Consider the following 26,949-nt stretch of genomic DNA (forward strand, 5'->3'; position numbering starts at 1 on the left):
AATAAATATAATTTTAATATTATTTTGCACTATTTGCTTTATTAAAACATACTATGGAAATAAAAGTATTTAAAATAAGTTTTATTTTAGAAAGGAGCTTTTTATGAGTTATACAACACCTGGACAACCACAAGGTAAAGCATTTTCTGTTTCTAACTTTTTAAGAGAATCTTTAATAGCAGAACTTGTAGCCATTGATGGTTATGCAAAAGCAATAAACGAAGTAAGTATACCTGATTTAAGAAAATTGCTCTACCATATAATGTTAGATGAAAAAAGACATTATGGAATGTTTTTAGAAGCTTTAAGAAAATGTGATTGTGTAGAATTTGAAAAATCTTTAGATTCTATAAGCCACGTTGAAATTAAAAACAAACCTTTAAAAACACGTCCTTATGAAGGAAAAGATAATACCTCAATTGTACTAAAAGAAATACGTGATAATATAAAAGGAGAATTGGAGGCTGTACTTCTATATGAAAGTATTATAGAAGAGATCGATGATAAAGAAATCCAAAACTTGTTACAACGAATCGCTAACGAAGAAAAAGAACATACAGAAGAACTTACTCAAGCTCTTATTAGGCTTGATAAAGATCCTTTTGGACCCTTGGAAGGATTTATTAGATAACTTAATTTACCACTACTAAAAAAACTTTTTTAACAAATACTATTACTGTAATTTTTATAAACAAAGGAGGAATTTTTATGTCAAACAATCCATTACATTGTGAATCAGAAAACTGCTACTTTAATAAATCTGGCGAATGTCATTCATGTAAAATAAAAATAGCAGGTAATACTGCAACTACTACTAGTGATACCTGTTGTGAAAGTTTTCAAAATAAATATGAAGCTACTCCTTCTTTTACAAACAGTGTAGATCAGACTTTTACCAAAGTAGGAACTGAGGCTATTTCTTGTCATGCGCAAAATTGTAGACATAATAAAAATCAAGCTTGTGTTGCTCCTACCGTAAAAATAAATCCTGAAACAGCTAGTTGCGAAACATTCTGTAAATAAGATAAGAAAATGCATGTAATTTTATTCATTACATGCATTTTCTTACTTATAATACATTTTTTCATCCTAAATTTAACTTAATTTTAACATTGATTTTTTCTATATTTAATATTTTAAATTTAACTTAATTTTTTACAATTAATTAGCCATATTTATGTTTAAATTACAATAATCTTGTATAATTTTATAATAAATCTATTATTTCTTATGATTTTATAGAATTTATTATTAATTTTATGTTGTTTTTATCACATTTTTCTGAATGTTAATTCTTTTCTCACTTATCCTATTGCTCTATATTACATAAAAAGGATATCTATATCCAATTAATACCTATTAAAATTCTACAATTTATGATAATATTTTATCTTGTGAGATCTTAATAAAAAAACAACGATAATTAAAGAGGAGATCACTATGATAGAAATTAGTACATTAGGTGCAATTTTAGGTTTAATTATAGCTATAGTTCTTATATTTAAAGAGGTTCATCCATTTTATGCCATGGTTTTAGGAGCTCTTATTGGTGGTTTAGTTGGTGGCGCAACCTTACCTAATACTATAAACGTTATAATTGATGGAGCAGAAAGTATGATTCCAGCTGTTATTAGGGTTTTAACTGCTGGTGTATTTTGTGGCGTATTAATTGAGACTGGAGCCGCTAATAAAATATCAGATACTATTATAATTACTTTGGGAGAAGATTTGTCATTACTAGCTATAATAATAGCTTCTTGTATTATTTGTGCTGTAGGTGTAGTAATTCCAGTAACTATGATAACTGTTGCACCGGTTGCTTTACTTGTGGGCAGAAAATCCGGATTATCTAAAGCCTCAGTATTATTAGCTATGCTAGGTGGCGCTAAAGCAGGAAACGTAATGTCACCAAATCCTAATACTATTGCAATTGCTAATGGATTTCATACAGACTTATCAAAAGTTATGTTAGAAGGTTCATTGCCGGCAATTGTAGCAATAGTAATTACTTTCTTTATTGCCCATAAACTTAGGGATAAAGGCGATACTATACATAAAAATGCGTTAAATTTAGCAAATGATAATTTACCAAGTTTTAAATTATCAATTATTGGACCAGCTGTAGTTATAATTCTTTTAGCTTTAAATTCCATACTACATCTTCAAATAGACTCCATGATTATTTTACCCTTAGGGGGATTAATTGCATCTATTTGTATGGGACAAACTAAAAATTTCTTAACTTACTGCTCTAAAGGATTAAACAGAATGACAGGTACGGCAATTTTATTATTAGGAACAGGCACTATTGCAGGACTTATATCTCACTCCTCTCTTAGTGTATCATTAATTACTATTGTAAATATAATAGGAATTCCAAAAGAATGGGTTGCTTCCATATGTGGTATTTTAATGGGTGGTGCTACAGCTTCCATTACTGCCGGTTCTGTAGTTACAAGTACTGTTTTTAATAATCAAATTTTACATTTAGGAATTAAACCAGTTTGTGCCGCTGAAATGGTCCACACTGGTGTTTCTGTAATTGATGATTTACCACACGGAAATTTATTTCACATAAGTGCCGATAGTGTTAAAATGAATATTAAAGAACGAACTAAATTAATTCCTTATGAAATATTTATAGGCTTATCTATGAATATAGCTACTACAATATTTTTTGGTTTTATTGTTAATTAATAATATGAACTTATTTCTGAAATTGTATCCTAATTAACACTGATTAAAGAATAAAAGCTGATCTAATACTAGATCAGCTTTTATTCTTTAATTTCAAAAAATTTTAAGTCCTTTAGCAACTCTTGTTCCAAATTCCTTAGAGGCTTTAGTAAAATTTTTTACAACTTTTAACTGTATTTCCCTATCTACACACCATAAATCATCTACTAAATTACTTATTAAGTGATCTTTTTCTTCTTTCGTATAAGAATGATACTTTTCTCCTGCCTGTTTAAAATCATCTGCTAAGGGTATTTTTCTTTTTTCAAGTTTACCTTTAACATATTCAGGTTCTTCTGGATATGTTGGAGCTTCTTTTGGCCATCCATTTGCTAAGCTATTAGGTTCATAATTAACAGCTCCTTTATTAGAATAAATTCTCATTGCTCCATCTTGTTCATCATTACATACTGGAACCTTAGGCATGTTTATCTTTAATTGATTAAAATTTGGTCCTATCCTATGTCTTTGAGTATCTGCATATGCAAAAACTCTTCCTTGTAACATCTTATCATTAGATACCTCAATTCCTGGAACTAAATTTGATGGACAAAAAGCAGCTTGTTCAACTTCTTCGAAAAAGTTATCAGGTGCTCTATTTAAAACCATTTTTCCGACTTTCATAAGAGGATATTTATCTTCTGGCCAAACCTTTGTATCATCTAAAGGATCGAAATCCAGGTTGTTTTCGTCTTCCATATTCATAAGTTGGACATTAAGTTCGTATTCCACAGTTTTACCACTATTTAAAGTATCATAAAGGTCTCTAGTAGCTACATTGGGATCGATTCCTGCCAAAAGCTCTGCTTCTTGTCTAGGTATAGTTTTATTTCCTAATGCTGGCTTCCAATGATATTTTACATATACCCTTTTTCCTTTTTCATTTACCCATACATAAGTATTAACTCCGAATCCCTCCATAGCCCTAAAACTTTTTCTAGTTCCTAAATCTGAGTATAACCAGACAATCATATGAGTAGCTTCAGGAGAATTAGAAATAAAATCCCAAAACCTATTTGGATCTGGTAAATTTGTATCTGGAGATGGCTTTAATGAATGAATTATATCCGGAAACTTTATGGCATCCCTTATAAAAAATACTGGTATATTATTTCCTGCTAAATCATAGTTTCCCTCCTCTGTATAAAATTTAACTGCAAATCCTCTAGGATCCCTTGCCGTATCTGCAGATCCTTTAGATCCTATAACCGTTGAAAATCTGACAAATACATCTGTCTTTTTATTCGGATCTTGAAGAAACTTTGCTCTTGTATATTTAGCCATAGGCCTATACACTTTAAAATATCCATGAGCCCCTGCTCCTTTAGCATGTACAACTCTTTCCGGAATTCTTTCTCTATCAAAGCTAGCTAACTTATCTAAAAGATAAATATCTTGAAGTAATACTGGTCCTCTAGCCCCTACTGTTAGAGAACTTTGATTATTATCTACAGGTGCCCCTGTACTAGTAGTTAAATATTCTTTTTTACACATAAAAATCCTCCAATTTATACTTCTATATATTATAGTATTTGAGAATTTCTATTGTTACATTAATTCAGATAATAAGATAAAATTAAAGCTTATTTAGTTTAATAAAAGTCCTTCTTTCTGATCTATAAGTTCCATTAATTCACTAACTTGATCTATAAAATCTTGATAGCTAAGATAAATCCTAATTCTTAAATAAAATTCTTGAAAGTTAACTTCTTTAACTATGCCATACAATATTTTTCCTCCATCTATTAAATTTTTAAGAATAAAGTTATCTCTTTTAGATATATACCCAATTATATATCCAGTATTTGAAACAACCTGTATAGCATTACTATCATAAGGATTATTTAATTCCCTCTTAAAAAAAACTAAGGTATCTTTTTTTGTATTACTTTCTATAAACTCTGTCTTTACATATCTTATACCTGAAACATTTGTAGAAAACAAATAAATGTCCTTAACATTAGGCATAACCTTTATTTTAGACATATTCACTTTTTTAATTTTTTTATCTTTATTGTTATAATCATATATAATTTTTTCTAATTCTTTTCTAATAATTTCATTAGGTTCAATCTCTAATATATTTTCAATAATTTCTATGTCATCTTTTTCTAATAAATTCTTATTTATTTTTAAATTTTTTATAGCTGCCATTCTTGTATTATTCATCCTACATTTAAGTGCTTTTAAATTTAATTCTATATTTAATTTATCTATCTCTTGCAGATTATTAATTATAGCATCAAAACAACAATCTTCTACGTTTTCTATATCTATATCTTCATTACCTAACTCCTTAGGCCCTGATAAAATTTTGCTAAACTCTAAAGTATCTTTACAATATTTTAAAAGCTTATGCTTACTTTCTAAATCTTTACCTTTGATTATATAAATATAAATATACAGATCAGACTTATTTTTATTTAGGTATCCTAATAAATTATAAAAATTTAATTCAACTTGTAATACTTCAGCTATTTCTACTATTTCCTTTCCTTTACCTTTAGTATTTTCTATAGCTTCCAAAAATACTTTTTTCCATTTATCTTCAAAAATAAAATTCATTATATACTCTTCCGTCTTTTTTACTAAATTTAAGTCTATATTATTTCTATTTCTTATACTTTTTAAGATAGTAATAACATTACTTAACTCCTCAAAACTTTCTCCCATTTTTTCTACATAGAAAAGATAATCTTCTAAAATAACATGTATATACTCATATTCAAATAAACTTCTATTTTGAAGAAACTTTCTAAGGAGCTTAGATACACAAAGAAGTTTTTGTGAATTAAAATCATCATCATTAAAATAGTTAGAAATATCTATATTCATAAATATAAAATCAACTAAGAGTTCTTCATAAACATCATTTTTATATCCCTCTTCTATGGCCCATTTTTTTATATCATCATTTAAATATTCTAAACAAAAAACAGCTATAACTTTTCCCGCACCGTATGAGTTCTGTGCTAAATTAAAAATATACTCATTAGCCCCTTTAAATTGCTTTGCTAAATCAATTATATAATAAAAATACTCTGCACTTTTACTGAAAATTCCTTTAATTTGTTCTATATTTTTTAAATAGCAAAATCTAACCAAACTTATTCCTAATTTCACCTCTTCACTATGTGTACCTGTATATAAAAGTTTTTCACAAAATTTTTTAAGTTTATATATATTAACAATTTCTTCCTTGACTACAAAGTTCATCTTTATTATAAATACATTATAATAATGTATTATTTTATGTTTTTTAATATAATCCATTACACTTTTATATGTAATATTATTATTCAAATAACCAATTATAAGATTAATTAAAGTTTCAGCATATATGACTTTATTACTATATGGAATACTTTCATCTATGAACAAGCATCTTAGATCATATTCACCTGAATTTTTTATATTATCATCAATCTGTAATAGCATTTTTTCGTTTAAGTCATCATAAATACTTATTTCATGTACATTCCCCATAACATCCCTCCTATAGATGTTGAACTTTTAAATTCATATATATATTTAAATAAATTCTTATATTAATTTTACCATATTTTTAAACTAATTACTTTATTTAACTATATATTGATATAAATTTATAAATTATCTTTATATTAATCTAATATATTTACATAAAAAATAGAGACATAATTTTATTATTGTAAATATGTTATTAAAAAATTTAACAATAATAATCTAATATATGTCTCTTAATACATAAAAATTTTAATATTTTATATGATTTCTAATAACTCTAATGTTATATCATATCAATCTTTAAAATATATTGCCTTACTTCTTCCAACACCTCAAGATATTAGGTCAATTGCCTATATAATTATATTATCAAACTTGTAGGCTAATATTTTTATCTTCCACCTTATATATCTTATCTGCAATATTGACTGTAGATGCCCTATGAGATACTATAACTATTGTTTTATTGCCTGAATTTTCTTTTAAAGATTTTAAAATTACTTTTTCATTTAAACTATCTAAATTACTAGTTGGTTCATCTAACAGTATTAAATCACCATCATGTAAAAATGCTCTAGCAAGACCCAATCTTTGTCTCTCACCACCAGATAGTCTATCACCAAGTTCTCCCACTTTGGTATCATATCCATTCTCTAAACTTTCGATAAACCCATCAATAGATGCTTTTTTAGCAGCTTCCTTTACCTCTTCTAAAGTAGCATCTTTTTTGCATATTCTTATATTTTCTAAAATACTATCATTAAATAAAAAAGTATCCTGTGTTACTAAACTTTCTAGATTTCTTAAAGATTTACTGTTTACATATTTAAGATTTGTACTTGAAATTTCAATTTTGCCCTTACTTACATCCCAAAATCTCATAAGCAATTTTAAAAGTGTACTTTTACCACATCCACTTTCTCCAATTAATCCAACGACTTCTCCTTTATTTATCTCCATATTTATATTTTCTAAAATATTTTCTTTATCGTATTTAAAAAATACATCTTTTACCTCTAATTTATTAAACTCTACTGTTCTTCCCATTTTATTTTCTTCTACTACAGGTTTTTCCTCTAATAAATTTAACACCCTATCTCCTGCTGCTAAAGTATTCAATAAATTGTTTGATAAATTACTAAGCACAACTACAGGTCCAAAAGAACTAGCAAGAGCTATAATAGCAATTATCATTTCATGAAATCCTATAATTCCTCTTAAATATAATCTACTACCTACAAATAGCATAATTCCTATAAAACTAACAATTATAGAATCCGTGAGTCCTCGTACTATACCCTCATGTTTTTTTATAGTTTGTAACTGATCATTCAACTCTTGTCCACGTTTATCTATTTCTTCTAATCGCTTTTTACCCATATTAAAAAATAATATTTCTCTTATTCCTTTTAATGAATCCAAAACAAAACTATTCATTTTCCCAAAGGAATTTCTATAACTTATTCCACTTTCCTTTCCTAATTTTGATGTGTAATATGGAATAAAAAAACCTATTATAATATAGGCAAATAATGCAACTATACCTAAACTTATATTAATTTTGGAAATATATATTACCATTATCAAGGATGTTAAAAAACCTATACATATAGGTGCTATAGTGTGTGCATAAAATACTTCTAATAATTCGATATCACTGGTTATAATAGAAATTAAATTTCCTTTTTCTTCACCATCCAATTTAGCCGGACTCAATTCTCTTAATTTTTTAAAAACCTTATCTCTTAATAAAGCTAATAATTTAAAAGCTATATAGTGTCCTGAATATTGTTCTAAATATCGTAGTACTCCTCTTAATAATCCACAAGTAATAATAACTATAAAAATATTTTTTAAGGTCGTATCTTTATATAAACCCATTATATTTAATATGCCTTTTCCTCCATATATGGTTATAAAAATAGAACTTAAAAAACCTAATACCCCCATTGTAATAGTTATAAACATTATATGTAATAGAGGTTTTAATAATCCTATTAATTTACCCATTATAGTCATACCTGATCTACGCATAATTTTCCTCCCCTATACATTCTAATTCTTCTTGTTCATTAACTAATTTACTATATACTTTTTCATTATCCATTAATTCTTTATGCATTCCTTGTTCTATAATTTCACCATTTTCCATAACATATATGTTATCCGCATCTTTAATATTATAAAGTCTATGTGATATAACTATAACATTCTTAATTTTTGAAAGTTCATAAACTATTTCCATAATCTTATTTTCACTTTCTACATCAATATTAGAAGTAGCCTCATCAAATATATACACCCTACTATTATGCAATAAAGCTCTTGCCAAGGCCAAACGTTGCCTTTGTCCACCAGATAAATTTGCTCCTGAGTCCTTAATCTCACTTTTTAACTTTTTAGGCATAGAATATACAAAGTCATATAAATTTACTTTTTTAAGAACCTGTATAAGTTCATCTTCCGTAGCATCCATTTTACCCATTTTTAAATTTTCTTCTATAGTCCCTGAAAATATATAACTATTATGAGAAACTAAAGTTATATCATTAAATCTTTGTTCATCTCCTAATAATTTTAAATCCTGTTCTCCCATAGTTATACTTCCATCGTACTCTTTAAATAACCCCATTATTAAACTTACTATCGTACTTTTACCACATCCCGATGTTCCAACCAATGCAGTTAAATTCTTATCCTTTATACTTATGGAAACATTTTTTAAAATCTTTCTATTTTTTTCATAAGAAAAATTTACATTTTTTAATTCTATATTGTTGTTACAAAAACCTATAATTTTATTATCTTTATATAACTTCTCTTCAAGATCAATTATTTTAAAAATCTTTTCTGATGCAGCAATACCATTCATAGCTACATGGAAAAATGAACCTAGTTGTCTTACTGGAATAAAAAATTCTGATGATAATAAGATTATAGAAAATACTCCCCCAAAACTTATATTACCTTTTTGTGCTTCCATAAGGCAGATTATTATTCCTAAAGCACTTCCTCCGAATGCTATCAAATCCATAACAGTTATAGAATTTAATTGCATGGACAAAACTTTCATTGTTATATTTCTAAAATTCTCTGCTTCTTGGTTCATCTCTCTATTTTTGTCTTCATCTCTACTATATATTTTAAGCGTTGTTAAACCTTGAAGATTCTCTAAAAATGAATCTCCTAGGTTTATATAAATACCCCAATATTTCCTCAAAAGCTTTTTAGCTAGTTTCATTACAAGTACAATTGAAATTGGAATTAATGGTACACTTAAAATTAATATTACTGATGTTTTAATGCTTATAAAAGACAATACTATAAATAATGTTAAAGGTGCTATCATACTATAAAAAAACTGTGGTAAATATCTTCCAAAATACACTTCTAATTGTTCTATTCCTTCGACTGCTACTTGTACTATTTCTGAAGAAGAAATTTTATCATTGTAATGAACGCCTAATGATATTAATTTACTGTAAACATTATTTCTAAGTTTAATACGAGCATTAGCTGAAGCTTTATAAGACGATTTTGTAGCCTTATAGTCACAAATATATCTTCCTATTATAGCTACAATTACAACACAAAACACAAGAATACCTTGCTCTTTAGTTACTGAATTTTTATATAAATTCTCTAAATAAAATCCAAGACTCATAATCATAACTATATTTAAAAGTAGGCTTATCCAATTCATAAACACCGTTGAAAAAATCCACTTTTTAGACTCACGTGCCATCTCAATTAATCTTTTATTGAACATATAACTTTCCCTTCCTTCAATGATAATGACTATCATTTTAAATTGTAATTAATTATCGCAATTTAGTCAATGGTTATTTAAATAATTAAATTTTTAAAATATTTATTGACAGAATAATTTTTAACAATTATAATATAAACTAATTTAATAAAGACTCTTATTAAGAGTGGCTGAGGGACTGGCCCTATGATGCCCGGCAACCCGCATATTTAATGCAAGGTGCTAATTCCAGAGTGATAACCTTGTTATCCAAAGATAAGAGAAAACGATAATTCATCCTCTTATCTTTTAAGAGGATTTTTTTATTACATAAAAAAATTAATGAACTTTACTAAAAATTTAATATTACCCTTATCAAGAGAGGTGGAGGGACTGGCCCTATGAAACCCAGCAACCAACATATTTTATGTAAGGTGCTAATTCCAGAGTGGTAATTTTATTACCCGAAGATGAGAAACTTTTTTAAACCTCTTCTTCAAAGAGGTTTTTTTATTTTCAAATTTTATTATAAAGGAGATATAAACCTATGATTCAAATTAAAAAATTAAGCAAAGTATATACTCATAAAAATACTTCAATTGAGGCTTTAAAAAACATTAACTTACATATAAAAGAAGGAGACATTTTTGGAATAATGGGATTAAGTGGCGCAGGCAAATCATCTCTTTTAAGATGTATAAATGCATTAGAATCACCTACTTCAGGTGAAATATTAATAAAAAATCTATATGAGGAAAGCACTGATTATTTTGATATAAATAAATTACCTAAAAAAAATTTAAGAAGTGTAAGAAAAAAAATAGGAATGATTTTTCAACACTTTAATTTGCTTATGAACTCCACAATATACGAAAATATAGCCTTTCCTCTAAAACTTTCTAAGCTATCTAAAAAAGATATAGAGAATAAAGTTTTAGGACTTTTAGATTTAGTTAATTTAAAAGACAAAAAAGACATGTATCCATCAAATTTATCTGGAGGTGAAAAACAAAGAGTAGGAATTGCTCGTGCCCTTGCTAACAATCCTAAAATCCTTCTTTGCGATGAAGCAACTTCAGCATTAGATCCTATTACAACAGATTCTATAATAAAACTTTTAAAAAAAATAAATAAAGAACTTAATATTACTATAATAGTTATCACACATGAAATGGACGTTATAGAAAAACTTTGTAATAAAATAGCAGTCTTAGAATCAGGAATCATTGCAGAAGATGGATATGTTTCAGATGTATTTACTAATCCTAAAAGCAAAACATCAAAACATTTTCTAATAACTTGCCAAACTAAAAATAATAATATACAAAATTCTAAATTATATTCATAAAAAATTTGTTAAAAAAAGAGGTGATTAACATGAAAAACATTTTAGAAATCTTATATTCTATACCAAAGCCATTACTACAAACCTTATATATGGTATCTATATCAACCTTATTTTCTCTGATTCTAGGATTACCTTTAGGAATAATTTTGCGGGTTACTTCTAAAGGACATATATTAGAAAACTCTAGAATAAATAAAATTTTAGATACTATTGTAAATATCTTTAGATCAGTACCTTTTATTATTTTAATTGTAGCACTATTTCCTATATCTAAAATATTAGTTGGCACTACTATTGGGTCTACAGCCGCAATTGTTCCACTTTCTATAGCCGCTACTCCTTTTGTAGCTAGAATCATAGATACATCATTAGGTGAAGTTCCATATGGGCTCATTGAAGCAGCTCTTTCTATGGGTGCCAATAATTTTGAAATTATATTTAAGGTTATGTTAAAAGAAGCATTGCCTTCCCTTATATCTGGAATAACTTTAACAATTATAAACATAATAGGATATTCTGCTATGGCTGGTGCTATAGGAGGTGAAGGTATTGGTGATTACGCCATAAGAGAAGGTTATATGAGATATAACAATGAAATAATTTTAATAACTATAGTTGTTTTAATAATTCTAGTGCAAATCATTCAGAGCACAGGAAACTATTTTACAAAAAAATTTGATAAAAGATAAAATTTTAGGAGGAATTTATATGAAAAAAATCGTAGCTTTAATCTCAACACTTTTATTAACTATAACTTTAGTAGGATGTGGTACTAATAAAGAAAGTCAAAATTCATCTAAGACTTTAATAGTTGGTGCATCCCCTGCCCCACATGCAGAAATTTTAAAATTTGCAAAGGATAAACTTCATAATCAAGGAATCGAATTACAAATAAAAGAATTTACTGATTATGTGGTTCCTAATAAAGCTCTTAATGAAAAAGAACTTGATGCAGACTACTTTCAGCACATACCCTATTTAAATAATTTCAACGAAAAAAATGGTACTAGCTTAGTCCCTGTTGCTAAAGTTCATGCAGAACCACTATCTGCCTATTCACAAAAAATAAAATCTATTACTGAATTAAAAAATGGTTCTACAATAGCCATTCCTAATGATAATTCTAATGGAACTAGGGCTTTAAAACTTTTAGAAAAACAAGGATTAATAAAACTTAAAGATAAAAATGCTGAAAATATTACAGAAAAAGATATATCTGAAAATCCAAAACAAATTAAAATAAAAGCAACTGAAGCAGCTCAATTACCTAGATTATTAGATGAAGTAGATATTGCTATAATTAATGGTAACTATGCACTTGAAGCAAAATTAGATACAAAAAATGTATTATTTCTTGAAAACATAAAAGATATAGAAAAGCATGTAAATGTTTTAGCTACTAGAGAAGATAATAAAAATGATAAAAAAATTGCATCTCTTATAAAAGTTTTAAACTCTGATGAATGTAAAACTTTTATAGAAAGTAAATATGGTAAAGCAGTTCTTCCTGCTAAATAAAATTAGTATAAAAATAAAAATTTCTTAAATATTAATTAATTAAAATGTATCCTATAGAATAGACGACTTTAAAAAATCTATTTTATAGGATTTTTTATTATCTACTTTGAATATTTACCTAATACAATTGGAAATACTAAATTTGTTTTAAGATATCAATCAAGGAAGTGAAAAAATGAAAATTTCATCAGACCTCAATGAAACTATAAAGGCCATAAGAGGCGTACTTAAAATTGAAGAAAGTTTTGATATAATAGAACGAACTTTAAAGTTTGGTGGCAAAACTACTTATATGTACTACATAGATGGTTTTATTAAAGATGATATTATGCAATTTTTAATGACTAGATTCTTTAATATAACAGAAAAGGAAATGGATCTTTTAGACAGTCCTAAAAAGTTTATGGAACATTCCATTCCTTATGTTGAAGTAGCAGAAGAAAATGATGTTATGAATTTAGTAAATCAAGTATTAAGTGGTCAAACTGCCATGTTAGTAGAAGGATTTGACAAAGCTATTATGCTTGATCTCAGAACTTATCCTGCACGAGGTCCACAAGAACCAGATAAAGAAAAGTCCTTAAGGGGCCCAAAAGATGGTTTTGTGGAAACCATAGTCTTTAATACCGCTTTAATTAGAAGAAGGGTAAGAGATTCTCGACTTGTGTTTAAAATGTTTTCTGTTGGAAAAATTTCTAAAACCGATGTAGCCATTGGTTATATGAATGGAATAGAAAATAAAAAAGCTTTAGATTTTATAGTAAAAAAACTTAATGATTTAGATATAGAGGCCTTAACCATGGGTGATCAAAGTTTAGTTGAAACCATTGCTCATACAACATGGTATAATCCTTTTCCAAAGGTAAGATACACAGAAAGACCTGATGTGGCTGCTGCACATATAACTGAAGGTAAAATTATAATTTTAGTAGATAATTCTCCTACTGCAATGCTATTACCTACGAGTTTATTTGATTTTTTGCAAGATGTAGATGATTATTATTTACCAGTTATAACTGGTAATTTTTTAAGATTTATTAGAAATTTTATACTATTTATTACACTATTTCTTACGCCATTATATATGTTAATTGTAGAAAAAGGTAATATTTTGCCTGATGCTTTAAAATTTTTATTACCTCAAAAGATTTATCCTGTTCCTCTTTTAATTCAATTTTTAATTTTAGAAATAGCTATAGATGGTTTAAAATTGGCATCATTGAATACACCCGGTTCTTTAGGTATGTCCTTATCTGTAATTGGTGCTTTAATTTTAGGCGAATTTGCTATAAACACAGGATGGCTTATTCCTCAAAGTATATTCTATATGGCTATAGTTTCTTTGGGAAGTTTTTCTCAACCTAGTGTTGAATTAGGATATGCCATAAAATTTCTTAGAATCCTTATTTTAATATTAACATCTTTATTTAGTACTTATGGTTTTTTCGCAGGAATTATACTTTCTTTAATACTTATAGCCACAAATAAAACTTTTACTGGAGAACCTTATTTATATCCTCTTATTCCTTTTAATTGGAAGGCCTTAAAAAGTTTAATTTTTAGAATAAGAATTGTACCTAAACAAAGACAAAAATAAATATCTTTAAAAAGCTATGAGTTACTTTTAAACTTATAGCTTTTTATATATTTTAAATTTAAATTAATATAACAAAAAAAACTTAATTTTTAATTTAAAATATGCTAATATAATAACCAATGTAAAGAATTTCAATTATATAAAATTTAAAAACCCTTTAAGGTAGGTGACATATTGAAAATGCATATAAACTACGATTCGTTATTAATTCTTACTATACTAGCATTTGTAACGCCTTTTTTAGTTGACAAGTTAAAAAAAGTAAAAATTCCTTATCAAGTTGGTGAAATATTCATTGGAATCATTTTCGGTAAAAGTTTTTTAAATTTAATAAATCAAGATGTTTGGATTGTATTTTTATCAGATTTAGGTATAGCTTATTTAATGTTCTTAAGTGGTCTAGAAATAGATTTTGGAGATGTTCACATAAAGGACAGAAAAGATAAAGGTAATTCAAAATTAAGCTTAGGAATTGTAATGTTCATTATCTCTTTTGTAGTAGCGGGACTTTTATCTTTTACACTGAAATTTATCGGAATAACTAAAGGTACATTATTCTTTACATTATTATTTACTGCATCTGCTCCTGGTTTAATAGTCCCCTTTTTAAAACAAAAACGTATGTTAACCAGTAATTTAGGACAAACTTTACTAATTTATTCCCTTATTTGTGAATTTATATGTCTTATAGGACTATCATTTATAGCATCCACAGAACTATATGGTTTAAGTTATAAAAATTTCTTATTTCTCATAGTCTTTGGTGCAGCTTTCTTATTATATTTAGTAGTTAAAAAAATATATCATATTCATGATTTTTCTACTTTAGCATTTAAAAATTTACATGTTAGCATAAGAGGAGCCTTTGCACTAATTCTTATATTAGTTACCATAGCACAAAAAATAAACACTGAAATAATTCTAGGCTCATTTCTAGCTGGTATAATATTTTCTTTAGTAGTTGGTAAAGCAAAAGAAGAAATTACCCACAAACTAGATGTAATTGGATATGGATTTTTAATTCCTATATTTTTTATAATGGTTGGAGTAAATTTAGATTTAAAGACTATATTCTCTAATCCTAGTGCATTAATTAAAATTCCTATTCTATTATTAATTTTCTTTTTAGTTAAATTAGTTCCATCAATACTTTTAAGAAAAAAATTTGGAACTAGAAATGCACTAGCATCATCTATGTTATTATCAGCACAATTAAGTTTAATAATTGTTGGTGCTCAAATGGCTTTAAACCTTAAATTTATTACATCATCTGATTACTCAGCATTTATATTAACAACAGTTATATCTTGCATATTATTCCCTATTCTTTTTGAGAAATTATATGAGAATAATGATTTGACAATACCAGAAGTTATTCCTGAAGAAAAAATAATAACACGTGAAATTATCCCTTGTAATGAAAAGTATTTAAATAAACCTCTAATAGAATGTAAGTTTCCTATAGGTTGTAGAATTTTTATAATCATTCGTAATAATATTGAAATAATGCCTACAGCTGATACTAAATTAAAAAATGGAGATTTATTAATATTGTCAGGAGTACGAGAAGATGTAATTCAAACTATAAAAATGCTCACTCTTCCTAATTAATATAAAAAGGCTATGTGAAAAGTAAATAGAATCTGTTTACTTTTTCTAACATAGCCTTTTTTTAGGTTTATATAATTTTCATAATATTTTAATAATACGTTATGTTTTATTGCTTACACTTTTATTTATGCATAAGTTCTTTAGCTGCTATACCTGGTTCTGTCATTTCTTTAGGCTGTAAAATTTCATTTAATTGTTCCTCTGTAAAAATAGCTTCTTTTATTGCTATTTGTCTTACAGATTCTCCAGTTTTAATAGCTGTTTTTGCTATTTTAGCAGCTTCCTTATATCCAACATGTGGACATATTGCAGTTATAATACCAACACTGTTTTCAACTAACTCTGTACATCTTTCTTTATTAGCTGTAATACCTTGAATACAATTTTTAATTAAAGTGTCTACTCCTTGAGTTAATGTATCAAGAGATTCAAATAAATTATAGAATGTTACAGGTTCAAAAGCATTTAATTCTAATTGTCCTGCTTCTGCCGCCATAGTTATAGTAACATCATTTCCTATAATATTAAATGCAACTTGACTCATAACTTCAGGTATAACTGGATTGACTTTACCAGGCATAATTGAAGAACCATTTTGTTTTGCTGGAAGATTAATTTCTCCAAAACCACATCTTGGACCTGAAGACATTAATCTTAAGTCATTTGACATTTTTGATAAGTTTACTGCACAAGTTTTTAATATTCCTGAAACTGAAACAAAGGCATCTAGATTTTGAGTTGCATCTATTAAATCATCAGCTTGTTTAAAATCTACACCTGTAACTTTAGCTAAATTTGCAACTATATTTTTGAAGTAATTGCTATCAGCATTTATTCCTGTTCCTATAGCAGTACCTCCCATATTTACAACTTTAACTTCTTCTTTTGCTTTTTCTAATCTATTAATATCTCTTTTTATCGCTGAACCATATGCTTTAAATTCTTGACCTAATCTAACAGGTACTGCATCTTGCATTTGAGTTCTTCCCATTTTGATAACATCATCAAATTCTTTTGCTTTATCTTCTAAAGCCTTTTCTAATTCTCTTAACTTATCTACAACCTTACAAAGTAATCTAAAAGTTGTAAGTTTCCCAGCTGTTGGAATAACATCATTAGTAGATTGACCCATATTTACATGGTCGTTAGGGTGAACTATATCATAAGCTCCCCTCTCTCCACCTAGAATTTCTCCTGCTCTGTTTGCAACAACTTCATTTACATTCATATTTGCTGAAGTTCCTGCACCACCTTGAATTGGATCAACTATAAAATGTTCATGTAGATTTCCTTCTAATATTTCATTACAAGCTTCAACTATAGCATTAGCCTTATCTTTGTCTAAAACTCCTGATTCATAGTTAGTAACTGCTGATGCTTTTTTTACGGCTGCAAGACTTTTTATAAATTCAGTATGCATTTTACGTCCTGTTATTTTAAAATTCTCACATCCTCTTAAGCTTTGAACCCCATAATAAACTTCTTTAGGAACTTGCTTTTCCCCTATTGAATCACTTTCTATTCTGTAATCCATAAAAAAATCCCTCCAATATAAGTTTATCTTAATTATTTAATTTTTCACATTTTTCTTAATTAAATCTTTAAATGAATAAATTCTTTCACCACATTTATAATACACTATATTCTAAAGTAAGTACAATAATATTTTGAAGGTTTTTCATTCATTTTACTTGAAATTAATATAATTTATTGCAGTTTACTATACTTTATACAAGTTTTTATTTTTTTACAATAAAAAAACATGTTATTCTATAAATTTATAAAATAACATGCTAAAAACTATATATTTATTTGTTTAATTCATTTTTACAACAACCCTTAGTTTCAAATTCATATAAATTTTCTAAAGCATATTTAACCATATTATCTACTGCCTCATCGGTATAAAAGGCACAATGAGGTGTTACTATAACATTTGGGAAAGATTTTAAAGCTAGGAATCTCTCATCTTTTATAATTTCATTTTTATGATCAGCATGGAATATTCCTTCTTCATCTTCATATACATCTGTTGCTAGTCCCCCAATTTTTCCTAATTTAATTCCTTCTATTATATCATCCGTATTCATTAATGCACCTCTAGATGTATTTATTATCACAATTCCATCTTTCATCATAGTTAATGTATTCTTATTTATAAGATGTTTGTTATCCTCTGTTAAAGGACAGTGCATAGAAATAATATCAGATTCTTGAAATACTTCTTCTAAAGTCTTATACTCAATATATTTACTTGCTTCTTCATTAGGATATATATCATACCCTATTAATTTGCCTCCAAATCCTGAAAAAGCTTTTATTGCACTAAGTCCTATCTTACCTGTTCCTATAAATCCTATGGTTTGATTTTGTATTTCTGTACCAATCAATCCGTTTAAAGAAAAATCTTGTATATCACTTCTTCTTATAATCTTATGAATATTTCTTGTTAAAGCTAATGCTAAAGTTACAGCAAATTCTCCTATAGCATTTGGAGAATATGCTGGCACATTATATGTTCTTACGCCATATTCCTTTGCCGCTTTAAAATCTATATTATTAATTCCTGCTGAACGATTACCTACATATTTAACACCTAATTCTTTTAAAATTCTCATTGCATCTCTATTAATTTCTGAAGTTCCAAGAACACAAATAGCTTCATATCCTTTAGCTAGTCCTGCATTATCAGTAATAAAATGTTCTTTTACTAATTTAACTTCATGATTGAATTCTTTTTCATATTTTTTAAAACTTTCTATTTCATCTTTTCTTACACCATATGCTAAAATCTTCATGGTCATACTTCCTTTCAAATTTATACATTTTCAAAATTTTATTATATATTTTATAAATTTCATTTTATTTTTGAAGTGGTTTGTTCATATTTTAACAAGATTTTATTATATCACTATCTTTTTCTAAAATAAATTAATTTATGTAAAAATTTATTAATTTATAAAAGCTCAAGAAAAAAATCCTGAGCTTTTATATTTTTTAATTATTCTATATCGCAACCTTCTATTTTGTCTATTGCCATTTTAATTTCTTCCTCATTAGCTGGTTCATTATATCCAACACATACTGATGCTCTACCTTGATCCACTGATACTTCTTGAACTCCTTCTATTTTGTCTAAAGCATTACGTAATTGTGTTTTTGTTGTAGAATTAACAATACCTGATACATTATATTGTACTTTTCTCATCTTTATATCCCCTTTCATAATACAATTTTAAAATGTTCTTTATCTCTATTATTAAGATTTAGATTTTTTTTATTACCTGTAATGATTAGCATTTAATCCTTTTTACCTCATTGTAACTTTTTTCAGTAAACTTAGTTGTATAATTATATAAGAATAAAAAGCAAAGGGGTTTTTTTATGTCAAAAGGAAAGATTTCATTAATAATTTTAGGCGTAGTAATTATCAGTTCATGTGCAGGAACCTTTATTTATAAAAATATAGTTTCTAAAAATACTAATTTAAATACTACTAAAATAAAACAAAATTACAAAACTATAGAAAATGATTGTAATAAAGATACTAAATTCATTGACTATGAAGAATCAAACTCCTCACAAATTAATTCAGTCAAAACTAACGTTAATTCTAAAGTATCAAAAAATAATTTACATAATAATAAACAAAATTCAACACTTATATCTAAAACAAAAAAAATAAACGATACAAATGTTGTTAAAACTAATGAAAGGAAAGATGCCCTTAAAGAAACACCAAATAAAACTACCATTTCTAAACCTACAAAAGAACATGCTTTTACTTTTATAAAGGCTTCTCAATATATAAATATTCATTATTATAAAGGCAAATATAATATTTATTCAGTAAGTAAAGATGACTATACATTTAGTTTTAAATTACTTGATCCTAATAATTCCAAAAATCAAGGATTAGGTATAACTCTTTTTACAGATGATAATAAAAAACCTTATGTAGATAAAAATACTAATGAAGAATATTATGAATTTATTTCTAAAGATCTTAGTATGATACAATCAGGTGGCAGTGGTACTGTTGATAAAGGAAGAATTCATGAAAATGGTATTATAAAAATAAATTAACTTTTACATAGATATATAATAATCTTAATAAAAGCTATGAAATATATAAATTCTATTTTATATTCCATAGCTTTTATTTTTACTTTATTTTATTATTTATTTTTCTTTTAACCCGAATTTATTTCCTGAGTCATCATGAAAATATGTTAACTTACCAAATGGCATTTTTATAGGTTCTCCCTCAAAAACTACACCATTTTCACTTAATTGCTTGTATGTTTTTTCAAGATCATCGCATTCAAACATTATAATTGGTTTTAAATCTTTTATTATTGAATCTTCTCTTGGGAACAATACTATAGGTGTTTCTGCTCCTTCTGGCGCTACTTCTAACCATCTAAAATTTTCACCCATTTTTTCATCCTTTTTAACTTTAAATCCCATTTTATATTTCCAAAATTCTAAAGCAATATCTTGATCTTCAACATAAATTGATACACTTGATATTTTATTAATCATTTATATTCCTCCAATTACTATAATAATTAAATACTTAATATAAGAATTACTATTATAGTTTTCTCTAGAATCTAATTAATAATACCTAGTGTATAAATTTTTTATTTTATAGTTTTTCTATTTCCTTCTATAAAAACTTTTAAATCATTTATTTCTTCTTCAGTAGGTCTTTTACAAAAACTTTTTTGGAATTTCTCTATACATTCTTCTAACTCAACACTTTTGCCTACTATATTTCCTATATCTTTTATATATCTAGAAAAATTTTTAAAACTTTCCTTTGTATATTTAGGATGATGAGCTGGTATATAATAATTTGCATTATATTGCTCTAACTTATCTAAAAGAGGGTACAATTTCTCTTTACTATAACTCCAAGGTTCATTATACATATCTAGATAAATAGCATCTCCTAAAAAAACTACTTTTTCTTCTTCTACATGTATGATGCAACAATCATCAGAATGATCACAAGGAAAGTGTTCTATATTAATATTTATTCCTCCTAAATCCATCCTTATATTTTCCTTAAATACTATATCTGCTAAAGGAATCTCTACACATCTATGATTATTAGGTAATTCTATTTTTATATTTTCACTACAAAATTCTATTTCTTCTCCTCTTTTTACCCTTTTATCAATATCCTCATTTGTCCATTTTAGGGTATTAAGCCATTTAAGTTTTTCATTAGTTTTTTCTTGTACCAAATTAACTAAATCCATAGTAGTAACACCAAAAACATGATCCCAATGCCAATGTGTAAGTACGAGATATTTCAATGGTGAAATATCTAACTTAGAAACTTCATTTAAAAATTTTTGTGCATGTGCCCTTGAATTTCCACCATCTATAACTAAACTATATTTATCTCCAACAATTAATCCTAAAACTGGTCTATCACCTTTTTCTACAAAATCACTATAATAAATTCTGTCTGTAAGCTTATTAAGCATATATTTTCCTCCAAGTTAAAAATTCTAAAAAACTAATATTTCTCTTATTATAATTGAAATATTTACTTTTTAGAAGCTAAAGATACTGTATGCTGAAAATCAAACTTCCTCTAATAATTTATTTTTATCTTTATCATTAACAAACTTGTCTATAATAAATGCCATTATTATTATTCCTAGTATATCTGTAAAAAATCTTGTTAAAGTAAATTTCCATCCTAAAATAGCTCCTTCTATAAAAGTCATATATATTTTTGTCGTAGACCAAGATCCAACAAAAATCATTACATTTAAAAATTTAGTTCCTTTTTTCAATAACATTCTAGCTATAGGAAAAGATGCATAAAGTGGTCCTGCCGTTGCTGACCCTAAGAGAAAAGATAATATTATACCTTTAATTCCTGAATCATAGCCTATGTGTTTTATAACTTTCTCTTTAGATATCCATACATCCATAAGTGATATCAATACAAAAACTGGAGGTACAACCTTTAACATTTGCCATATATTATCAAAAGTTATATTAATAGCATGCTTACCAAAATCAGGTTTAAATATAATTAATAAAATTAATACTATTCCCATAATAATAACATTTTTATATCTTTTTATTATTTTCATCTAAATATCACTCCTATAACTAAAGCTACAAAAAATGAAAACATAAATGCTAATCCATTTCTTAAAAAAGTTACTTTTTTACCAAAATACTTAGCTTCTAATGGCATAGTTAAAATACCAACCATCATAATTGTAGATATAAATGCCCCTATTTGTGCCATTCCTGCTCCATTTTTTATTAATGTGGCTCCTAAAGGAAAGGCTATAAAACCAGCCATCATAGTTATAGAACCTATTATAGAAGAAATTATTACTCCTAAAATTCCTGATTGATCACCTATTAATTTAGCTATAAATTCCTTATCTAAAATTGCTAACATTACTCCTACAATAGACATTACACATAAAACTGTAGGCAATATATTTTCAAAAGATTTTATAGCTTCTTTAAGAGCCTCTTTAGTCTTTTTATCATCTTTATAAAATGAAAAAATAGTAAATACTATGGCTACTATATATATTAATTTTTCAAACAAGGATCTTCCTCCTTATTAAGTCTTATAGTACTTAATTTAAAAGTATATATTATAATATATTCCTTGTTTTATAATAGGTACATTGTAAGCTAACCTCTTATTATATTAATATTATTCATTACGTTAATTTCATTGGCTATTGATATTATAAAATTAACTTTCTACAAAATTAAGTTTTACTTATGTATTTTTCCATTCCATCTTGTATATAAGATTCATTAAATAATTATCTTTATTAAGATTTTATTAGTTTAATAAAAAAACTTAGAATGTGTAATAAAACATACTCTAAGTTTTTATCTCTTTTATATTAAAATAAATTTTTTCTAAATATTATACCCTAATTTATAAGCTTCCTCTTGGACCTTAAGATTATCAGAAACTTGCACCTCCTCATCTGTACATACCCCATATACATCTACAAGTTTTAATCCTATATAATTGCAAATTTCTTTAATTGTCTCTTCTACAATTCTAGGTCCTTCATTAGGTAATGCTCCTCCGTAAGTCATTAAAAGTACACATTTTTTCCCCTTGAGTTGTTTTTTATTGCTTAATCCATAAATTCTATCTATAAAAGTTTTTAATTGTGCAGACATTGACCACCAATAAACTGGTGTTGCTAAAACAAGTATGTTTGCATCACTAATTAATGGATATATTTCTTGCATATCGTCATTTATAATACAATGTCCAATTTCTTTATTTTTACAGGCATTACAAGCTTTACACCATTGCAAATTTTTTTCTTGTAAAAATATTTTATCAATTTTACATTTTTCATTTTTATCTTTTATACCATCTAAAAACTTATCAAGTAATATATCAGTATTTTTATTAACTCTTGGACTCCCTTGAATTGCTAGTACTCTCATTTTAAATCCCCCTATTTATTCTGTTAGTTATCAAAATTATACCATTATTTCGATATAAAGTTTCTTACTTTTTCTTAACTCCTTTATCATTTAATTTAACTAATTTTTCTCTATAAATTTCTATTTTACAATTACTTGATATCAATAACTTTGCTTCATTATAAAAATCTACATATTCATTTATATGTTTAGGTTTACACACCATACTTTGAACTGAAAACTCTGACTTCGTCATATTTACTATAATATTTTTTAAATAATTTTGATTTTCTACAGTATATTTGTTTATATTTACTTTTTGACAACCATTAAATTTAGTAAAAACCACATGATATTTAGGTACTCCCCCCAAACAACTTTTTTCTACATACGTAGGTGATAAATAATGTATAGTAGTTTTCAATACTCCCTCATACATTACAGTTCCACCTTTATACCCATTTGATTTATTAATATTTAAATAAACATGCTTAATTTTTAGTTCATTACTTGTGCTTAATATTTCTATTATATTGTTGTTATTAAACCCTACTTCTATAGTAAATAATTCTTTTATATTGAACTCTGTAACCAAAACTGGTACTTTTACAATATCCTCACTTTGTTTAGATAAACTTTCCTTATTTTTAATATTTAAATCTTTTATAAAGTTTAACTTTAATTTATTGATATTAGTATAATTTTTTGTTATTGCCTTAGGTACTTTCTTACTTTTAGTTTTAATATCAACAATCTCTCTATCTTTAAATACAATTTTTTTATCATAACTTTTTTCATATTGTTTATCTTTATTTCCATTTGATTTATTATTTTTAGCTCTATCTATAATATCTGTTTGCTTATATTTTTCCTTATTGCTTCTTATATTTTCACTATTTTTTTTAATGTTTTTATATTTATCGTTTAATTTTTTCATATCCCTCATATTTTCATATGGATATTTACATTTTGAATTATCTATACTTTTTATTTTATTTTTTAATAATTTTTTATTACTTCCTTGATAATATAATAATATCATTATTAAAATACTTAAGTTGTTATCCATAAAATCCTCTAATTTCATTACTATAATTAATTTTATAAAAAAAATATACTTTATATTCATAAATTATACTTTTTATTTAAACTTATTAAGACTTTTTAATTTCTAACTATGTATTTTTATAAAACTTTTTTTAACAATAAAGATAAAAAAACTGCTAACAAAGATATCTTTGTTAGCAGCGCTATAATATTTTATTAATAATAACTTTTAAAAGTTATTATTAAAATTCTGTATCAACGTTCATTTGACATCTTTCTGGATTACAAAATTCTGTATTGTATTCAGAATGATGCATTTTTTTATAACCTTCAACTAGTATACTTAACTCTAATTTAAGAACTATTTTTTGAACTATACTACAATATACTTTTCTATAGTCATCACAACACTTATCATGACAATTATCACATTGAGGCATTTTATTTATAGTTAATTCGGAAATTTCAAATGAATTTAATTCACAATAAGGAATTTCATTAAATACCTTTTTCTCATAGCTTAACTTTTCACAAAGAGATGAACCCATAGTACCAGTATCACATCTATTATTTTTCATAGTATTATTTGCATATGGACATTCAGTTTTTATACATTTATTCATGTGCATTTTTCCATCTAAGTCAGAAGCATCGATACCCATACTGAATGGTGTTTTAACATCTATATCATTCCATATATTTCTATGAGCCATACAACAAGATTTTGAATATCCTTGTGAAGGTGTTACATAACTTATATTATTTATAATATAACCCTCTACAAATAATTGTCCTCCTATTAATTTTGCTTGTGTAACTACGACATCTCTTTTTATTCCTTTTATTTCAGTAAATCCACCAGGTATATTTACTTTATTGATAATTGCAGTATTAGTCTCTACATTACCTAAAACTTTAGATATTTTATATTTCCCTTTGCCATTATCCTTTACGCAATCACTAGTACTTAAAACCTTTGACTCTACATTTATTTCGCAATTATCATCATTAAATGATTGTACCATTGAACTATCGTTTTCGCTCATTTGTATATCACTCTTCCTTATCCGTTTTATTTAGAAATTAAAAATATGAAATTTGTATAGGTCATTATAGATCTATAATGACCTATACTTTAATGATATGAAATCTTTACAAGTTTTGTGCCTATAGAATTTCTTAATTTAATTGTAATATTTTTAATATAACTTTAAGAGTTTTTGTAAACTTATTTACACTATTTTAATTTTCATATGTGATATAATATTTTTTATTAACAATTAAATATTTTTTATTATGGACAACAAAAGGAAGGAGTTTCTTAAAAATGAAATTCAACAAATTAATAAGCAAATTTTTAGTTATCGTACTTTCTTTATCTTTTTTAACAGCCTTACCGGTAAAGGAAGCTTATGCAGATGCTTTTAAAGTTGTTACAATAGGAGCTGATTTAAGTAAAGAACAAAAGGAAGAAATGCTTAAATACTTTGGTGTTACCAAAAATGATGCTAATATTTTAGAAGTTACAAATACAGAAGAACAAAAATATTTAAAAGGTGTTGCATCTCAAAAAGAATTAGGTACAAAATCTATATCTTGTTCTTATGTAGACCCAACTAATAAAAATGGATTAACTATATCTACTCATAATCTTTATTGGGTTACTGAAAACATGATAAAGAATGCGTTGATTACTGCTGGTATACAAAATGCTAATGTTAAAGCTGCTGCACCTTTTAATGTATCAGGTACTGCCGCTCTTACAGGAATATTAAAAGGTTTTGAAAACAGTAAGGGTGGAGAAAAACTTGATGAGAATAAAAAGAAAGTTGCTAACGAAGAATTAGTAACTACAGGTAAATTAGGTGAAAAAATTGGACAAGATCAAGCAGCTGGTTTAATAAACGAAGTAAAAAAAGATGTAATTAAAGAAAAACCTAAAACTGAAAAAGAAATAGAAAAAATAGTAGTAAATGTAACAAACAATGTTGGACAAAGTTTAAGTCAAGAAGATATTAATAGTATTACTAAATTAATGGGAAAAATTAATAAATTAGATTTAAATTTTTCTCAATTAAAAGATCAACTAAATGATGTCTCAAATAAATTAAAAGATACTTTTACAAGTGAAGAAGCAAAAGGTTTTTGGGCAAAAATAAAACAATTTTTCGTGGATATTTGGAATGCAATAAAAAATCTTTTTAGTAGTTCAGATGATACTAAAAAAGATAGCGATTCTCCTAAAACAGAAGATGGAAATAAATCACCTTCTGCCAATAATTTAAGTACTCCACAATCAAATAAAGAAAAACAATCTAGTACTTCTACTTCAACATCTTCACAAGATAATTCAAATAATACTAGTACTGCTCAATAAAAAAATATCTCTAGGAAATGTCATTATTT

The 26,949-nt window shown here is 26.2% G+C and carries 24 protein-coding genes and 2 riboswitches; of the genes, 10 read left to right on the plus strand and 14 right to left on the minus strand.

The features are described from left to right. The first annotated feature begins 103 nt into the window (after nucleotides 1-103). The 3 genes from QOZ93_RS10790 (at nucleotide 104) to QOZ93_RS10800 (ending at nucleotide 2,697) form a co-directional block, all read left to right on the plus strand. Nucleotides 104-631: a ferritin family protein gene (locus tag QOZ93_RS10790; RefSeq protein ID WP_307356403.1), complete on the plus strand. Its 528-nt coding sequence runs from the start codon at nucleotides 104-106 to the stop codon at nucleotides 629-631. A 77-nt stretch (nucleotides 632-708) separates the two neighbouring features. Further along, nucleotides 709-1,023, plus strand: coding sequence for a DUF1540 domain-containing protein (locus QOZ93_RS10795; RefSeq protein ID WP_307356404.1), 315 nt, complete (start codon nucleotides 709-711; stop codon nucleotides 1,021-1,023). Between the two features lie 417 nt (nucleotides 1,024-1,440). Continuing rightward, complete coding sequence (locus tag QOZ93_RS10800; protein WP_307356406.1) at nucleotides 1,441-2,697, plus strand: GntP family permease; 1,257 nt, start codon at nucleotides 1,441-1,443, stop codon at nucleotides 2,695-2,697. Nucleotides 2,698-2,790: 93 nt separating this feature from the next. Here QOZ93_RS10800 and QOZ93_RS10805 read toward each other — a convergent pair whose 3' ends face one another. The 4 genes from QOZ93_RS10805 to QOZ93_RS10820 all read right to left on the minus strand — a co-directional run bounded on the left by QOZ93_RS10805 (nucleotide 2,791) and on the right by QOZ93_RS10820 (nucleotide 9,991). Continuing rightward, nucleotides 2,791-4,230: a catalase gene (locus QOZ93_RS10805; RefSeq protein WP_307356407.1), complete on the minus strand. Its 1,440-nt coding sequence runs from the start codon at nucleotides 4,228-4,230 to the stop codon at nucleotides 2,791-2,793. A 93-nt stretch (nucleotides 4,231-4,323) separates the two neighbouring features. Continuing rightward, complete coding sequence (locus QOZ93_RS10810; protein ID WP_307356408.1) at nucleotides 4,324-6,222, minus strand: HIRAN domain-containing protein; 1,899 nt, start codon at nucleotides 6,220-6,222, stop codon at nucleotides 4,324-4,326. A 369-nt stretch (nucleotides 6,223-6,591) separates the two neighbouring features. Then, nucleotides 6,592-8,256, minus strand: a complete 1,665-nt coding sequence (locus tag QOZ93_RS10815; protein WP_307356410.1) for an amino acid ABC transporter ATP-binding/permease protein — start codon at nucleotides 8,254-8,256, stop codon at nucleotides 6,592-6,594. Beyond that, nucleotides 8,249-9,991: an ABC transporter ATP-binding protein/permease gene (locus tag QOZ93_RS10820; RefSeq protein ID WP_307356411.1), complete on the minus strand. Its 1,743-nt coding sequence runs from the start codon at nucleotides 9,989-9,991 to the stop codon at nucleotides 8,249-8,251. Before QOZ93_RS10820 ends, QOZ93_RS10815 begins: the two co-directional genes overlap by 8 nt. Nucleotides 9,992-10,145: 154 nt before the next feature. Further along, nucleotides 10,146-10,253, plus strand: a riboswitch (SAM riboswitch). Nucleotides 10,254-10,339: 86 nt separating this feature from the next. Further along, nucleotides 10,340-10,447, plus strand: a riboswitch (SAM riboswitch). Between the two features lie 70 nt (nucleotides 10,448-10,517). Here QOZ93_RS10820 and QOZ93_RS10825 point away from each other — a divergent pair. From QOZ93_RS10825 to QOZ93_RS10845, 5 genes are all read left to right on the plus strand, one after another. Further along, nucleotides 10,518-11,318: a methionine ABC transporter ATP-binding protein gene (locus tag QOZ93_RS10825; protein ID WP_307356413.1), complete on the plus strand. Its 801-nt coding sequence runs from the start codon at nucleotides 10,518-10,520 to the stop codon at nucleotides 11,316-11,318. Nucleotides 11,319-11,347: 29 nt separating this feature from the next. Further along, nucleotides 11,348-12,007, plus strand: a complete 660-nt coding sequence (locus QOZ93_RS10830; protein ID WP_307356415.1) for a methionine ABC transporter permease — start codon at nucleotides 11,348-11,350, stop codon at nucleotides 12,005-12,007. A gap of 19 nt (nucleotides 12,008-12,026) precedes the next feature. Next, a complete protein-coding gene (locus tag QOZ93_RS10835; protein WP_307356416.1) occupies nucleotides 12,027-12,836 on the plus strand; it encodes a MetQ/NlpA family ABC transporter substrate-binding protein in 810 nt (269 codons plus the stop codon). Between the two features lie 175 nt (nucleotides 12,837-13,011). After that, nucleotides 13,012-14,433 carry a spore germination protein gene (locus QOZ93_RS10840; RefSeq protein WP_307356417.1) on the plus strand — a complete coding sequence of 474 codons (1,422 nt, stop codon included), beginning with the start codon at nucleotides 13,012-13,014 and terminating at the stop codon, nucleotides 14,431-14,433. A gap of 174 nt (nucleotides 14,434-14,607) precedes the next feature. Continuing rightward, complete coding sequence (locus tag QOZ93_RS10845) at nucleotides 14,608-16,044, plus strand: cation:proton antiporter (protein ID WP_307356419.1); 1,437 nt, start codon at nucleotides 14,608-14,610, stop codon at nucleotides 16,042-16,044. A gap of 121 nt (nucleotides 16,045-16,165) precedes the next feature. Here the strand turns inward: QOZ93_RS10845 and QOZ93_RS10850 are convergent, their stop codons facing one another. The 3 genes from QOZ93_RS10850 to QOZ93_RS10860 all read right to left on the minus strand — a co-directional run bounded on the left by QOZ93_RS10850 (nucleotide 16,166) and on the right by QOZ93_RS10860 (nucleotide 19,252). Next, nucleotides 16,166-17,578, minus strand: a complete 1,413-nt coding sequence (locus QOZ93_RS10850; RefSeq protein WP_307356420.1) for an aspartate ammonia-lyase — start codon at nucleotides 17,576-17,578, stop codon at nucleotides 16,166-16,168. A 274-nt stretch (nucleotides 17,579-17,852) separates the two neighbouring features. Beyond that, a complete protein-coding gene (locus QOZ93_RS10855; protein WP_307356423.1) occupies nucleotides 17,853-18,842 on the minus strand; it encodes an NAD(P)-dependent oxidoreductase in 990 nt (329 codons plus the stop codon). 203 nt (nucleotides 18,843-19,045) lie between these two features. Continuing rightward, a complete protein-coding gene (locus tag QOZ93_RS10860) occupies nucleotides 19,046-19,252 on the minus strand; it encodes a heavy metal transporter (RefSeq protein ID WP_111941176.1) in 207 nt (68 codons plus the stop codon). 176 nt (nucleotides 19,253-19,428) lie between these two features. Between QOZ93_RS10860 and QOZ93_RS10865 the strand changes: the two genes are divergently transcribed. Continuing rightward, the gene (locus QOZ93_RS10865; RefSeq protein WP_307356424.1) at nucleotides 19,429-20,130 is read left to right on the plus strand and encodes a hypothetical protein; all 702 of its coding nucleotides are present in this window, start codon (nucleotides 19,429-19,431) and stop codon (nucleotides 20,128-20,130) included. 96 nt (nucleotides 20,131-20,226) lie between these two features. On the opposite strand, the gene QOZ93_RS10870 is transcribed toward QOZ93_RS10865, so the two are convergent. From QOZ93_RS10870 to QOZ93_RS10900, 7 genes are all read right to left on the minus strand, one after another. Beyond that, on the minus strand, nucleotides 20,227-20,589 hold the full coding sequence (locus QOZ93_RS10870) for a VOC family protein (protein ID WP_307356426.1): 363 nt from the start codon (nucleotides 20,587-20,589) through the stop codon (nucleotides 20,227-20,229). 101 nt (nucleotides 20,590-20,690) lie between these two features. Then, nucleotides 20,691-21,545 carry an MBL fold metallo-hydrolase gene (locus tag QOZ93_RS10875; RefSeq protein WP_307356427.1) on the minus strand — a complete coding sequence of 285 codons (855 nt, stop codon included), beginning with the start codon at nucleotides 21,543-21,545 and terminating at the stop codon, nucleotides 20,691-20,693. A 99-nt stretch (nucleotides 21,546-21,644) separates the two neighbouring features. Beyond that, nucleotides 21,645-22,166: a permease gene (locus QOZ93_RS10880; protein ID WP_111941168.1), complete on the minus strand. Its 522-nt coding sequence runs from the start codon at nucleotides 22,164-22,166 to the stop codon at nucleotides 21,645-21,647. Further along, nucleotides 22,163-22,642, minus strand: a complete 480-nt coding sequence (locus QOZ93_RS10885) for a permease (RefSeq protein WP_307356430.1) — start codon at nucleotides 22,640-22,642, stop codon at nucleotides 22,163-22,165. Before QOZ93_RS10885 ends, QOZ93_RS10880 begins: the two co-directional genes overlap by 4 nt. 326 nt (nucleotides 22,643-22,968) lie before the next feature. Then, on the minus strand, nucleotides 22,969-23,517 hold the full coding sequence (locus QOZ93_RS10890; protein ID WP_307356432.1) for a flavodoxin family protein: 549 nt from the start codon (nucleotides 23,515-23,517) through the stop codon (nucleotides 22,969-22,971). A gap of 64 nt (nucleotides 23,518-23,581) precedes the next feature. Continuing rightward, a complete protein-coding gene (locus QOZ93_RS10895; RefSeq protein WP_307356433.1) occupies nucleotides 23,582-24,565 on the minus strand; it encodes a hypothetical protein in 984 nt (327 codons plus the stop codon). Nucleotides 24,566-24,785: 220 nt separating this feature from the next. After that, nucleotides 24,786-25,589, minus strand: a complete 804-nt coding sequence (locus tag QOZ93_RS10900) for a hypothetical protein (protein ID WP_307356435.1) — start codon at nucleotides 25,587-25,589, stop codon at nucleotides 24,786-24,788. A gap of 281 nt (nucleotides 25,590-25,870) precedes the next feature. Between QOZ93_RS10900 and QOZ93_RS10905 the strand changes: the two genes are divergently transcribed. Further along, nucleotides 25,871-26,920, plus strand: coding sequence for a DUF1002 domain-containing protein (locus tag QOZ93_RS10905; RefSeq protein WP_307356437.1), 1,050 nt, complete (start codon nucleotides 25,871-25,873; stop codon nucleotides 26,918-26,920). The last annotated feature ends 29 nt before the right edge of the window (nucleotides 26,921-26,949 follow it).

This window comes from Hathewaya limosa (assembly GCF_030815255.1).
GTDB lineage: Bacteria > Bacillota > Clostridia > Clostridiales > Clostridiaceae > Hathewaya > Hathewaya limosa.